We start from the raw sequence: 14,508 nt of genomic DNA, 5'->3' as shown, positions 1-14,508 counted from the left end.
CCCTGGCCTCGTGCTGTCCCGCCACTACGCCCAGGGCCCCGTGAGACTCTCTGTCGAGACTGACTCCCGGGGCCGACTTCTGAGGCCCACAGTCAGCCACTCGGCTTTGCTCGCAACCACCACCCGCACGCGGGATGCCATAGCGCCACGATGGCTTGATCGCGGGCACGTCGCGCTACCCGCAGCTGGTGGCGCTGCCAGGGCGGGATGTCGGCTTCCTGCAGCAGGCGCTTGAGGTCCCGCCGGCCCCTGTCAGCCAGACGCATGACATCACCCGGCTGACGCCGACCGATCACGACTTCGTCCTCCTGCGCGGCCAATGCCTGCCAGCTCTGTCTCGCCCGATCATCCAGTTCACGCCGTTGGCAGTCACTGACCCCATCACCAAGACCATTCCTTGTAACGGTATCACTCGCCTGCCACCACAGCTGACCGCGCCAGAGGCGCACCACCAGACTTGAGACCGGACTGTGCCAGCGCACCTCCGCCACCGAGTCCGGCGGCGTGACGATCCACTGCTGCAGACTGGCCAGGCGCCCGCGCGGCGGCACCGGCCAGCCGCGTGATTGGCACAGGTGGCGCAGGACCAGACGCTGACGTGGCTCACTCAACTCGCCCAGACGTGCCAGCGACAGCTGCACCTCTTGCTCTTGCTCTTGCTCCTGCCCTTGCTCCAGCTCCTGCCCCGGCGTGACGCGCTCCGCGCCTGACAGCCGTACCTTCGCCAGCAGCTCGGCCGCCAGCTCATCCAGCAATGACTGCTCTTCCTGGAGCTGCTGCGCCGAGCGCGCAAGGCTGCCCGCAGCCTGTGGCCAACGCCCTTCGAGTGCCGGCAGCACCGTGTGACGCAGATAATTGCGATCGAAACGCTGACTGAGATTGCTGGGGTCCTCGCACCAGTCTCGTGAGACACACAGCCCCTGCTGACTCGCCAGAGTCTCGAGATCACGGCGAGAGACATCCAGCAGCGGGCGTACCAGTCGTGCACGCGCATGGGGGGGCAGATCTCGCCCAGTGGACAAGTTGCCCACGGTCAGCGCCCGCTCAGGCGGCATGGCCGCCAGCCCGCGCCCGCCACTGCCGCGCAGCGCGTTGAGCAACAGTGTCTCGGCCTGATCATCCTGATGCTGCGCCAGCCACAGGCTATCGCCCGCCGCCAGACAAGCCGTCAGTGCCGCCAGCCGCGCCTCACGTGCGGCAGCCTCCACGCCTCGCGACTTGAATGCCGCCTCATCCAGCGCCAGATGGCGCACACTCAACGGCAGCCCCAACCGCGAGGCCAGCCTGCGCGCCAGACGCTCGAAATCATCATTGGCCGCCTGCAGGCCATGGTGCACATGCACCAGGCGCAGTCGCCGTGGGCACTCCTGCGCCGCTCGCGCCGCCAGCCTCGCCAGCATCACCGAATCCAGTCCGCCCGAGAGTGCGATCCATACCGTGTGCCGTGAATCCGTTGCTGCCAACGCCGCACGGACGGCAACGAGTGCGCGCGATTCCGCCATCTCGCCAAGAGACTGCGGAGACGAGGACATCGAGTCCAGTGAAGAAGACAGAGACATGCCGGGCTCCCGTCGCGAAAGCAGATGGATGAAGTGAGCGGAGAAAAAGCGGCCCTGAACGCAAGGACGCCCCCGGAAGATTCCGGAGGCGTCCTGGTCACTCAGGCGTGAACTGCATGCGCATCAAGCGTGATGTGCAGAGATCATGCCGGTGCGCCGTAGCTCATCAGGCGCTGGTAACGACGCTCCAGCAGGGCGTCGGTATCCAGCGCGCCAAGACGCTCCAGGCCTTCACCCAGCGCGGCCTTGATGCTGTCGGCAGCAGCTTGCGGATTGCGGTGCGCGCCACCCAGCGGCTCCTTGATCAAGTTGTCGACGAAGCCCAGCTCCTTGAGGCGCGAGGCCGTGATGCCCATGGCATCAGCGGCATCGGCGGCACGCTCTGCGCTCTTCCACAGGATGGAGGCACACCCTTCCGGCGAGATCACCGAGTAGGTGGAGTACTGCAGCATGTTGAGCTCGTCACACACGCCGATGGCCAGTGCACCACCGGAACCGCCCTCACCAATGACGGTGGAGATGATCGGGGTCTTGAGACGCGACATCACTGCCAGATTGTAGGCGATGGCCTCGGACTGACCGCGCTCCTCGGCACCGATGCCCGGATAGGCACCCGGGGTGTCGATGAAGGTCAGGATCGGCATCTTGAAGCGCTCGGCCATCTCCATCAGACGGCAGGCCTTGCGGTAGCCTTCCGGACGCGGCATGCCGAAGTTGCGACGCACCTTTTCCTTCACGTCACGGCCTTTCTGGTGACCGATCACCATCACCGGCTTGTCGTCGAGACGCGCGATGCCACCGACCAGGGCTTCATCGTCCGCGTAGTGACGGTCGCCGTGCAGCTCATCGAAATCCGTGAACAGGTTCTCGAGGTAGTCGAGGGTATACGGACGCTGCGGATGACGCGCCAGCTGAGATACCTGCCAGGCACCGAGGTCCTTGAAGATGGACTCGGTGAGCTTGGTGCTCTTGTCCTGCAGACGAGCGATCTCGTCAGACAGGTTGACCTGGGAGTCGTTACCGACCAGACGGAGTTCCTCGATCTTGGCCTGCAGCTCGGCGATCGGCTGTTCAAAGTCCAGATAATTGGGATTCATAAGGCGTTTCGTTCGTCGTCTCGGGCAGCCAGGAAAGCGAGTCGGCCGGGTCACTCCCCCTGAGCAAGCGCTCAGGCGATCTGTGGCTCACGGCGGTCACAGTCGGCATGGAATTGGGTACGGAAAAGATAGGGGGGCATTATCGCACCCTGTTCGACAGGTGCAAACCTTGCCCGCCCGTTCGGCGCGGGATTGCCTCTCCCCCACGCCCTTCACCACCTCGTTTCACTTGCATCATCAAGGGGAAGGGATGGCGTCCCTCCCCCTTGATCAACAATCACTCACGGTACTTGAGTCGCACGCCGCGCTGGCCTTCCACCTCACCCAGCTGGATCAGCAGTTCATCGCTGGGGGCGACGCGCCATTGCTCACCAAGCTCCAGCCAGGCCTCCGCGGCGGCATTGCGATAGCGTAGCCGCATCGGCAGGCCTTCGCTGGCCAGGTGCGGCGTCAACAGCGTGGATAGCTGCTGGGTGAAGCGTCCGCCGATATCCTCGGCGGCGATGCTCATCTCGACGGCCTCACCGAAGCGCGCCCGCGCATCGATGATCGGCGTGACATCCTTGCCACGCAGGCGCAGGCCGCCGGAATAATCATCCTGACTGACCTCCCCCTCGACGATCACCACGCTGTCAGGTACCAGCTTGTTGCGTACCTGGTCGTAGAGTTCGCCGAACATCGAGGCCTCGATGCGTCCGGTGCGATCATCCAGGGTCACGAAGGCCATGGTATCGCCACGCTTGGACTTCATGGTGCGCATGGCGATCACCAGCCCGGCGATGCGCTGCGGCTCCCGCGACGGCTTCAGGTCGCTGATGCGCGCATTGATGAAGCGCTTGAGCTCACCTTCGTATTCATCGATGGGATGGCCGGTCAGATAGAGCCCCAAGGTGTCCTTCTCGCCGGTGAGGCGCTCCTTGTCGGTCCACTCACGCGCCTTGCGATAGCCGGCGTAGACATCCGTTTCCGGCTCGCTGAAGGCATCGCCGAACATGTCGGTGATGCCGACATCGTTGTTGGCATGATTCTGGGAGGCGGCCTTGAGCGCATCCTCCACCGCCAGCATCAGCACCGCACGGGACGGGCCGATGTTGTCCAGCGCCCCGGAGCGGATCAACGCCTCCAGGGTGCGCTTGTTGATCTTCTTGGCATCGATGCGCTTGCAGAAGTCGAAGATGTCGCTGAACGGCCCACCCTCGGCACGTGCGCTGACGATCGCCTCGATCGGGCCCTCGCCCACGCCACGGATCGCGCCCAGCCCGTAGACGACGCGCCCTTCGAGGTCGACGGTGAACTTGTAGCCACCGATGTTGACGTCCGGTGGCGTGACCGTCAGGCCGATATGGCGGCATTCCTCGATCAGCGGTACCACCTTCTCGATGGTCTGCATCTCGGTCGAGATCACCGCGGCCATGAACGGCCCCGGATAGTGCGCCTTCAGCCAGCCCGTCTGGTAGGAGACGAGGCCATAGGCCGCCGAGTGGGACTTGTTGAAGCCGTAACCGGCGAACTTTTCCACCAGGTCGAAGATGTTGCCCGCCAGGTCCTTGTCGATGCCCTTCTCGGCACACCCTTCCATGAAGCCGGCACGCTGCTTGGCCATCTCTTCCGGCTTCTTCTTGCCCATCGCGCGGCGCAGCATGTCGGCTTGGCCCAGCGTGTAGCCGGCCAGCACCTGCGCGATCTGCATGACCTGCTCCTGGTACAGGATGATGCCGTAGGTCGGCTCCAGTACCGGCTTGAGCAGCTCATGCTGATAATCCGGGTGTGGATAAGACACTTCTGAGCGACCGTGCTTGCGGTTGATGAAGTCATCCACCATGCCGGACTGCAGCGGGCCCGGACGGAACAGGGCCACCAGGGCGATCATGTCTTCCAGGCAGTCAGGCTTGAGCTTCTTGATCAGCTCCTTCATGCCGCGGGATTCCAGCTGGAAGACCGCCGTCGTCTCCGCCTTCTGCAGCATGTCGAAGGTCTTGGCGTCGTCCAGCGGAATGTCATCGATCTCCAGCGGCGGCAGCCCTTCACGCTCACGGACCTTGTCGACCATCTCGGTCGCCCAGTCGATGATGGTCAGGGTACGCAGCCCCAGGAAGTCGAACTTGACCAGCCCGGCTTCCTCGACATCGTTCTTGTCGAACTGCACCACCAGACCGCTGCCATCCTCTTCACACAGCAGCGGCGAGAAATCGGTCAGCTTGGTGGGAGCGATCACCACGCCCCCGGCGTGCTTGCCGGTACCGCGGGTGGTGCCCTCGAGCTTGAGCGCCATCTCCCAGATTTCCTGGGCCTCTTCATCGTTCTCGATGAATTCCTTGAGCTGAGGCTCCTGCTCGATGGCCTTCTCCAGCGTCATGCCGACTTCAAAGGGAATCAGCTTGGAGAGCTTGTCGCCCAGCGAGTAGGGACGCCCCTGGGCACGCGCCACGTCACGCACCACCGCCTTGGCGGCCATGGTGCCGAAGGTGACGATCTGCGAGACCGCATTGCGCCCGTAGCGCTCGGCCACGTAATCGATGACGCGATCGCGCTTCTCCATGCAGAAGTCGACGTCGAAGTCGGGCATGGAGACACGTTCCGGGTTCAGGAAGCGCTCGAACAGCAGGTCGTATTCCAGCGGATCCAGATCGGTGATCTTCTGGGCATAGGCCACCAGTGAGCCGGCACCGGAACCACGCCCCGGGCCGACCGGCACGCCGTTGTCCTTGCCCCACTGGATGAAGTCCATGACGATCAGGAAGTACCCGGGGAAGCCCATCTGCAGGATGATGTCGAGCTCGAAGTCCAGGCGGGAACGATAGCGCTGTTCGGTGTCAGCCCAGGCTTCGCTGTCGCGGGGATGCCTGTCGCGCGGATAGAGCTTCTCGAGGCGTTCCGTCAGGCCATCATGGGAAACCTTGCGGAAGAACTCATCCATCGTCATGCCTTCCGGCACCGGGAACTCGGGCAGGAAGTAGGTCCCCAGCTGAACCGTCACGGAACAGCGCGCCGCGATCAGCACGCTGTTCTCGAGCGCTTCGGGAATGTCGGCGAACAGCTCGTGCATTTCCTCGGCGGTCTTCAGGTACTGCTCATCGCTGTAGCGGGTCTCGCGGCGCGGGTCATCCAGCGCCTTGCCTTCCCCGATGGCCACGCGCGTCTCGTGGGCCCAGTAGTCCTCACGCTTGAGGAAGCGCACGTCATTGGTGGCGACCACCGGAGTATCGGTCGCCTCAGCCAACGCCACCGACAGGTGCAGGCACTCTTCCTCGTACTGGCGCTGGGTACGGGTCAGCTCCAGATAGAAGCGATCCCCGAAGACCGCCTTCCATTCGCTCAGCAGGGTCCGTGCGGTGTCTTCGTGATCCGAGAGCAGATGACGCCCGATCTCGCCCTCGCGACCCCCGGACAGCACGATCAGCCCCTCGGCCTGCTCGAAGATCCACTGCTTCTCGAGATAGGCACGCCCCTGCTTCTGGCCGTCGGTCCAACCGCGCGAGATCAGCTCGGTCAGATGGCGATAGCCGATGTCATTCATCGCCAGCAGCGTGATGCGGTAGGGACGCGTGACGTCCTGCGGATTGGTCATCCACAGATCGGAACCGATGATCGGCTTGATCCCGGCCCCTCGGGCATTGGAGTAGAACTTGACCAGCCCGAACAGGTTGGCCTCGTCGGTGACCGCGACAGCCGGCTGGCCTGCCGTGGCGGTCGCCTTGATCAGCGGCTTGACGCCGGGCAGACCATCGACGAGAGAGAACTCGGTGTGAACGCGCAGGTGAACAAAGGGCGTGGTCATGGAATCGGCTCGTGAAGTCTGCGTGACGGTAAAGGATTCAGTCGCGGCGGGTGACGATGGCCGCGCTGACGCTGCCGGCGCCTCGGACGCTGAAGGCGGGGACTCCGCTGCCAAGGATAGCGCGTCGGAGGAATCGTCTGAAGGCGCCTCGCCTGTCAGGACGACCTCGACTGACGGGGATGCCGTGGTCTCACTGGCATCAGTCAGACCACGGCTGGCGGCTTTTTTTCAGCGGGAGACTGGCTCGGCTCACTCGTCGCCAGGGCCGCTTCCTGCTCTGACGGCCCCGACGATCGCTCTGACGGCCCCGACGATTGCTCTGATGACTCGACAGCCTTGTCCGGCTCAGCGGCTGGCTCAACCGGGGCCGGCAGCGCGATCAATGCATCTTCCGGCACGGCCTGCGGCACATGCCCGGCCATGTAAAGCCGCTTGACCGGCCCGAAGCTCTTGCGATGCAGGGTAAGGATGCCATGCGTCTCGATGGCAGCCTGATGCTCGCGGGTCGGGTAGCCCTTGTGACGCGCGAAACCGTAGGCGGGGAAGCAGGCATCCAGCGCTGCCATCTGGGCATCGCGGTATACCTTGGCCAGTATGGAAGCCGCGCCGATGGCGGCGTGGCGCAGGTCGCCCTTCACCACTGCCATGCCGGGAATCTCGTGCCCCGGCAAGCGGTTGCCATCCACCAGCAGATATTCCGGGCGTACGCCCAGGGCATCGACAGCACGCCGCATCGCCAGGTGCGTGGCCTGATAGATGTTCAGCTCATCGATCTCTTCACTGGTAGCCTCGGCGATCGCCCAGGCCCAGGCACGCGCACGAATCTGCTCGTACAGTGCCAGGCGCTTCTTCTCGCTGAGTTTCTTGGAGTCGGTGATGCCCTCGATGGGGTCATTCGGGTCAAGAATCACCGCTGCCGCCACCACGGGCCCGACCAGCGGTCCACGCCCGACCTCATCGATACCTGCCAGCAGCTCCCCGTGATAGGGGATCACCAGCGCCGGAAAATCATCGGCGGGTTTGCGCTTGCGGCTGGCGGGCAGAGTGGCGGGTCGATCGGCAGAGTCGGTCATGGTATCTCGGGGCGTCAGACAACCGACAGACCACTGTTGCGGCCTGCCGATCAGGGGGTATCAGTCAGTAAAGGCATCACGGGCGATCGTGATCAGCGCCCCGCCAGCTCACCGATGGCAATGGCGGCCGCGGCGCTGGCATCACAGGTCAACTCACGATGCATGGCGACGAAGCGCTCACGCAGCTCACGCTGGCGACAGACATCGCCGGCGGCACGCGACAGCAAGGGAGCGAGGCTTTCCTCGATGGACTCCGGCGTGGCTGCGTCCTGGATCAGCTCCGGCACCAATGTCTCGCGGGCAATCAGGTTGGGTAGCGAAATCCAATCGGTCTTGACCATGTGCCGTGCGATGCGGTGGGTCATCGGCGCCATGCGATAGGCCACCACCATCGGACGATGACACAGCAGACATTCGAGCGCTGCCGTACCGGAGGCCAGCAGCACGGCATCGGCGGCAGTCATCGCTTCACGCGACTGGCCATCGATGAGGTGAATGCGACTGCGATCCAGCGCCTCGCGCCCCTGCATCAGTGACTCAAGCTCGCTACGCCGCAGCGACGTGGCGGCCGGAATCACCACTTCAAGCGCAGGGTAACGCTGGCAAAGGCGTTCAATGGCGGCCAGGAAGGTCTCGCCGAGGAAACGGATCTCGTTGCCACGGGATCCCGGCAACACCGCCAGCAACTGCACGTCGGGGGCAATCCCCAGCTGCAGGCGAACAGCATCGCGATCATCCTCGAGCGGCAACTCATCCGCCAGCGGATGGCCGACGAAGGTCACCGGCACCTGATGTTCGCGATAGAAGGCCGCCTCGAAGGGCAGGAAGGTCAGCATGCGATCGACGGCACGGCGGATGGTCTTCACCCTGCCCTGACGCCAGGCCCAGACGGAGGGACTGACATAGTGCGCCGTAGTGATGCCCCGCTTGCGCAGGCGCAGCTCGAGCCCCAGATTGAAGTCGGGAGCATCGATACCGATCATCACGTCAGGCTGCCACTCAAGCGCGTCGCGCAACAGATGGCGACGCACCTTGATCAACTCCGGCAGATGCTTGAGCACCTCGACCAGCCCCATGATGGAGAGAGTTTCCAGCGGATAGAGGCTGTCGAAGCCTTCGGCCTGCATGCGCGGCCCCCCGATGCCACGAAACTCGACATCGGGATGACGCGCCTTGAGCGCGCGCATCAAGCTGGCACCGAGGATGTCACCGGAGAGCTCTCCGGCTACCAGGTAGATGCGCATGCTCAGCGTGTCAGGCCACGAGTGGACGCCTTGAGCGAGGCGATGAAGACATCGCGCTCGGCGAGAGGCGGCTCACCTTCCAGCTTCTCGAGTGCCTGCGCCAGTGTCAGCCCCTGACGGAAGACCGTCTTGTAGGCCGCGTTCAGGGCGGAGATGGTCTCGCGACTGAAACCACGGCGCTTGAGGCCGACGCTGTTGAGGCCATGCGCCTCGGCAGGGTGCCCATTGACCATCACGAAGGCCGCGATGTCCTTGGTGATGATGGAGCCACCGCCCGCCATGGCGTGCTCGCCGACATGACAGAACTGGTGCACCGCCGACAATCCGCCAAGAATGACGTGATTGCCCAGATGGACATGCCCCCCCAGCGTCGCCTGATTGGCCATGATGCAGTCATCCCCGATGATGCAATCATGGCCCACGTGCGAGTAGGCCATGAACAGGTTGCGACTGCCGATGCGTGTCAGGCTGGCATCCTGGACGGTACCCCGGTGCAGGGTCACACCCTCGCGAATGACGTTGTCATCCCCGATCTCCAGGCGTGTCGGCTCACCGGCGTACTTCTTGTCCTGGCAATCCTCACCGACCGAGGCGAACTGGAAGATGCGGTTACGCTCACCGATGACCGTCGTACCCTTGATGACGACGTGCGGCCCCACCACCGTGCCAGCGCCGATCTCGACGTCGGCACCGATCACGCAAAACGGACCGACCTCGACATCGTCGGCCAGGCGGGCGCCGGGATCGACAATGGCAGTAGGATGTATCAAGCGACCTTCCTCTCGGCACAGATGATTTCGGCTTCACAGACCACGTCACCGTCGACCTTGGCCTGACAGGCGAACTTCCAGATACCACGCTTCTCGCGCAGCACGCGGGCGCTGATCTCGAGCTGGTCGCCCGGCATGACCGGACGCTTGAAGCGCACGTTGTCACTGCCCACGAGGTAATAGATGTAACCATCGGCAGGACGCTTGTCGACCGTCTTGAAACCCAGAATACCTGCCGCCTGAGCCATGGCCTCAACGATCAGCACACCCGGCATGATCGGGTGTCCCGGGAAGTGGCCATTGAAGAACGGCTCATTGATGCTCACATTCTTGCGCGCGACGATGAACTCGCCAAGGGACAGTTCCATGACCCGATCGATCAGCAGGAAAGGATAGCGGTGCGGGAGATACTCACGGATCTCGTTGACGTCCATAACCATTGGCTTGCAACCTCTGAAATAACGAAATGCCTGCCGCACTCGGGCAGGCATGTAATGACGGTCCGGACCGCCGTTCTGGCAATGGCGCGCATTATAGCGTCCTTGCGCGCGACTGGCAGCCGCTCATTGCCCAGAGTCGCCGGGCTGACGAGATGACCTGCCTGGACAGGCGCTCGGCACAAGGCACAAAACCAGCGACCACTGCCTCATGGACAACGCCTGCTGGCACCTGCCGCGGTGCCAGAGCAGCGCTACCTGTCCTTCAAGTCCTTCTCGACCTGGTTCAGACGTCGTGCGAGCTGATCCAGCTGCTTGAAACGCACGGCATTGCGGCGCCACAGGCCATTGTCCATCGCCCCGGTACCCGACGAGTACACGCCCGGCTTGGTGATGGAATTGGTCACCAGACTCATGCCGGTGACCTGCACGCCATCACAGATTTCCAGATGCCCGGCAAGCCCCACGCCACCGCCCATCAGACAGTAGCGACCCACCTTGGTGGAACCGGCGATGCCGACACAGCCGGCCAGCGCCGAGTGATCTCCGATCTGCACGTTGTGCGCGATCTGGACCTGGGAGTCGATCTTGACGTCATTGCCGATGATGGTGTCGCCGAGTGCTCCTCGGTCAATGCTGGTGCAGCTGCCGACCTCGACATCATCACCGATCATCACGCCACCCAGCTGGGCGATCTTGTGCCAGCCCTTGCCGTCGTGGGCGAAACCGAAGCCGTCGGCACCGATCACGCAGCCACTGTGCAGGACTGCCCGCGCCCCGATGACCACCCCGTGATAGAGCGTGACATTGGGATGCAGCAGACACCCTTCGCCCAGCACGCTGTCAGCGCCAATGACGCACCCGGCCTGGAGACGGGAGCCATCCCCGATACTGACACCGGGGCCGACCACCACCTGCGGGCCGATCTCGACATTCGCGCCCAGCGTGGCCGTCTCATCGACGACCGCACTGGGATGCACGCTGGCCTGCGGTGCCTGTGCCATGGGATCGAACAACCGTGACAGCTCGGCATAGGCCAGGTAAGGATTGTCCAGCACCAGCGCATGGCTCTTGCACTCGTCGAGATGACTCTCGTGCAGCAGCACCGCCGTGGCCTGAGAGTCCGCGAGATACTTGAGGTAGGCGCGATTGGCGAGGAAGGCGATATCGCCTGGCGCCGCGTCCACCAGCGTCGACAGACCAGAGACCCGAACGTTCGGGTCGCCAACGAGTCGAGCACCCAGCCGCTGAGCCAGATCCTCGAGAGTGTAGGAGAATTGTTGCTTTTTCATGCTGTCTCTAGGCGTCGGGCGCCGCTGGCTCGCATTCGCGTAGGCATGCTCAATGCTGGCATCGCGCGCCGTGACGCGCGACGACATCAGTTGAGCGAGTTGAAGACCTGGGTGACCTCATCGGTCAGGTCGAGACCATCCTTGCTGTAGACCGTGGCACTGCGGTCCACCAGCAGCTCGACACCGTGCTTGTCGACGACCTGCTGAATGGCCTTGTCCAGCTTGGGCTTGGATTGCTTGAGGAATGCCTGCTCGGCCTGCTGCTGCTGCTGCTGGACCTGGCCGCGCAGCTGCTGGAACTGCCCGCCCTTCTGGCGCAGTTGCTGCTGCAGTGACTGGCGCTCGGAATCCGACATCACCGCACCATCCTTCTGCAGCTTGTTCTGCATGGTCTCAAGCTCCTTGGCCAGCGCCTTGGCCTGATCCTGCTTGCCAGCCAGCTGATTCTTGAGCTGATTCATGGAGCGCTGGGCAGCATCGGAGCTCAACAGCGCCTGGCGCCAGTCCATGACCGCCACTTCCGTGGCCTGGGCCATCATCGGGGTCGCAAAGGCTGCGAGGCCGCCTGCCAGACACAGTGCGCGGGTCAATTTACGCATCATAAAACTCCTTGTAGGCCTGTTGTTCGGTGACCGACGCCAGAACAGGAACGGCGGCGCCGGCAGCGGGGACATGACGCCACATCGGTTGCCCACCGGTGTGGCGTCATGTCCGCCTTAGAAGGTCTGGCCCAGTGAGAACTGGAAGATCTCGGTGTCGTCGTCGTCATCGTCACCAATGGGCTGCGCGACACTGAAGGTCAGCGGGCCAACCGGCGTGATCCATGACAGGCCGATACCGGCACTGTAATTCAGATCGCCGAGGTCCACGCCACTCTCGCAGGAACTGGAATAGCTGGAGCCGACATCGTAGCAGGACGTCAGATAGGTATTCCCCGCATCCACGAAGAACGACGGCTGGACGCTGCGCTTGTCCTTGACGAAGGGCATCGGGAAGATCAGATCGATCCCGCCCTCGACCAGAATGTTGCCGCCCAGGGTATCGTCATCACCGTCATCGACCTCGGTGGATGCCTGACCCAGGGTGTTGGAGCTGTAACCACGCACGCTGCCCAGACCACCCGCATAGAAGTTCTTGAAGAACGGGTAGGTATCGCCGGAGAACGAATTGGCATAGCCAAGTTCGGTCCGGAACTTGAGCGACCAGTCATCATGCAGTTCGAACAGCTTCTGCCCCTTGTAGCGGAACTTGTAATAGTCCGCATCGGAGCCGGGCACTGCCACTTCCAGTGACAGCAGCTGCGAGCTGCCCGCCGTGGGCAGGATGCCGCGGTTGAGATTGTTGCGCGACCAGCTGGCGGTCAGCTTGTAGAGGTTGAAATCCTCGCCCTCATCACTGATGTACTGCGTGACCTCGGCGGGGCTGTCATCGAAGTCCTTGACGCGCACGAACTCGTAACCGGCACCGAAATTCAGGCGCGACAGTTCGTTGATCGGGTAACCGAAGTTGATGCCACCGCCGAAGCTGTCGGTCGCGTAGCTGGCGACATCGTCATCATCGTCGTAATCCACCTTGCGGTAGAACAGGTTGTAGCCACGCGAGATGCCATCCAGTGTCCAGTACGGGTCGGTATAGCCGAAGCTGACATTGGTGTAGTCATCGGACTTCTGGGCATTGATGTTGACTTCGTTGCCGGTGCCCAGGAAGTTCTTCTGCGACAGCCCCACCCCGTAGATGACCCCGTCACCCTGAGAGAAGCCGACCGACGCCGAGATCGAGCCCGACGGCTGTTCCTCGACGTTGTAGTTGACGTCCAGCTGATCCGGCTCGCCGGCGACCGGACGCGTGTCCACATCGACCTGCTTGAAGAAGCCGAGACGCTCGAGCTTCTGCTTGGATTGCTTGATCTTGTCCGTCGAGGCAGGCGCACCCTCGAGCTGGGTCATCTCACGACGCAGCACCTCGTCCGCCGTCGTGGTATTGCCCTTGAAGTTGATGCGACGCACGTAGGCGCGCTTGCCGGGGTCGACCGCAAAGGTCAGATCCACCGTCTCGCTCTCTTCATTGACCTCAGGCACGGCGTTGACCTTGGCGAAGGCGAAGCCGTCGGCTCCCAATGCCTGACGCAGGGCCTCGCTGGAAGCCGTCACATCACGCTGGGAATAAAGGGCATCCGGAGCGAGCTTGACCAGATCACGCGCCCGCTCTTCCTTCATCTTGATGTCGCCGGCGAAACCGATCTCACCGATCTTGTACGGCTTGCCTTCGTCGACATTGATGGTGACGAAGATCTCGGACTTGTCCGGCGAGATGGACACCTGGGTCGAGCGCACCTGGAAGTTCACGTAACCACGATCCAGATACCAGGACTTGAGCGTCTCGATGTCCCCGGTCAGCTTCTCGCGCGAGTATTCGTCGTCGGAGAACCAGCCGAAGAACCAGCTCGGGCGGTCTTCCAGCTCGAGCTGTTCACGCAGGGTCTCGTCATCGAAGGCGGAGTTGCCGACGATGTTGATCTGGTGGATCTTGGCGACCGCACCTTCCTTGACGTCGATATTGACCTGAACACGGTTGCGCTCGAGGGTTTCCACCGAGGTCTCGATGCGAGCGCTGTAGCGGCCCTGCGCCTGGTAGACGCGCTCCAGCTCACGCTGCATCTCTTCCAGGGTGGAGCGCTGCAACACCTGACCTTCGGCCAGCCCGGCTTCCTTGAGGCCCTTGCGCAGGTCCTCGTCGGGAATCTGCGAGTTGCCGTCGATCTCGATCTTGGAGATCGTCGGGCGCTCGACCACGTCGATGATCAACACATCGCCATCACGCTTGAGGCGGATATCATCAAACAGGCCAGTGTCGAACAGCTGGCGCGCCGCGGAGGACAGATCATCATCCTCGACGGTCTGATCAGCGGAGACGGGGAAGGCGTTGAACACGGTGCCCGCAGACACGCGCTGAAGGCCTTCTACCCGGATGTCGGATACTTTGAAAGACGCGGCCAAGGCGCCTTGACTGGCCCCGAGCAGCGCAGCTGCCAATCCAATGGTCTTGAGTTTCATGCAGTCGCTTCGCTTCTCTGGATTCCGCCCGCTTGGATAAACAGGCACCTTATACACAACCCCTGGCTACTGACAAGACAGCACCCCTGGGGGTCGGCAATCGGGGCCGAAGTCGTGTGGGCATGATGACGGGAGTTGGCCATGTTGGCCAGCCCGTGCAATGAATTGACCCTCATGAGGGGCGACAGTTCAGCTCTGGTTCATC

The 14,508-nt window shown here is 63.0% G+C and carries 9 protein-coding genes and 1 pseudogene; all 10 read right to left on the bottom strand.

The genetic code is table 11. From position 1 onward, the window contains the following. Positions 1-92: 92 nt before the first annotated feature. The 10 genes and pseudogenes from tilS to bamA all read right to left on the bottom strand — a co-directional run bounded on the left by tilS (position 93) and on the right by bamA (position 14,303). Complete coding sequence (gene tilS, locus QD228_RS11675) at positions 93-1,559, bottom strand: tRNA lysidine(34) synthetase TilS (protein WP_279875652.1); 1,467 nt, start codon at positions 1,557-1,559, stop codon at positions 93-95. Between the two features lie 143 nt (positions 1,560-1,702). Then, complete coding sequence (gene accA / locus QD228_RS11670; RefSeq protein ID WP_084207821.1) at positions 1,703-2,656, bottom strand: acetyl-CoA carboxylase carboxyl transferase subunit alpha; 954 nt, start codon at positions 2,654-2,656, stop codon at positions 1,703-1,705. 277 nt (positions 2,657-2,933) lie between these two features. Continuing rightward, entirely contained in the window at positions 2,934-6,434 is a 3,501-nt protein-coding gene (dnaE, locus tag QD228_RS11665) for a DNA polymerase III subunit alpha (RefSeq protein ID WP_077377851.1), read from the bottom strand. Between the two features lie 428 nt (positions 6,435-6,862). Further along, positions 6,863-7,507: pseudogene (gene rnhB / locus QD228_RS11660) on the bottom strand (ribonuclease HII); the annotation flags it as partial. A 92-nt stretch (positions 7,508-7,599) separates the two neighbouring features. Next, complete coding sequence (gene lpxB / locus QD228_RS11655) at positions 7,600-8,751, bottom strand: lipid-A-disaccharide synthase (protein WP_279875649.1); 1,152 nt, start codon at positions 8,749-8,751, stop codon at positions 7,600-7,602. 2 nt (positions 8,752-8,753) lie between these two features. Next, positions 8,754-9,521: an acyl-ACP--UDP-N-acetylglucosamine O-acyltransferase gene (gene lpxA, locus QD228_RS11650; protein ID WP_077377842.1), complete on the bottom strand. Its 768-nt coding sequence runs from the start codon at positions 9,519-9,521 to the stop codon at positions 8,754-8,756. Further along, positions 9,518-9,961, bottom strand: coding sequence for a 3-hydroxyacyl-ACP dehydratase FabZ (gene fabZ, locus QD228_RS11645; RefSeq protein WP_077377839.1), 444 nt, complete (start codon positions 9,959-9,961; stop codon positions 9,518-9,520). Before fabZ ends, lpxA begins: the two co-directional genes overlap by 4 nt. Positions 9,962-10,212: 251 nt before the next feature. Next, positions 10,213-11,250 carry a UDP-3-O-(3-hydroxymyristoyl)glucosamine N-acyltransferase gene (gene lpxD / locus QD228_RS11640; protein WP_077378183.1) on the bottom strand — a complete coding sequence of 346 codons (1,038 nt, stop codon included), beginning with the start codon at positions 11,248-11,250 and terminating at the stop codon, positions 10,213-10,215. Between the two features lie 86 nt (positions 11,251-11,336). Continuing rightward, on the bottom strand, positions 11,337-11,849 hold the full coding sequence (locus QD228_RS11635) for an OmpH family outer membrane protein (protein ID WP_077377836.1): 513 nt from the start codon (positions 11,847-11,849) through the stop codon (positions 11,337-11,339). 117 nt (positions 11,850-11,966) lie between these two features. Beyond that, entirely contained in the window at positions 11,967-14,303 is a 2,337-nt protein-coding gene (gene bamA / locus QD228_RS11630) for an outer membrane protein assembly factor BamA (RefSeq protein ID WP_170877460.1), read from the bottom strand. Between the last annotated feature and the right edge of the window lie 205 nt (positions 14,304-14,508).

Source organism: Cobetia sp. 3AK (assembly GCF_029846335.1).
Taxonomy (GTDB): Bacteria; Pseudomonadota; Gammaproteobacteria; order Pseudomonadales; family Halomonadaceae; genus Cobetia; species Cobetia marina.
Note: the sequence above shows the minus strand (reverse complement) of the source record. Positions and strands in the feature narration are given on the sequence as shown.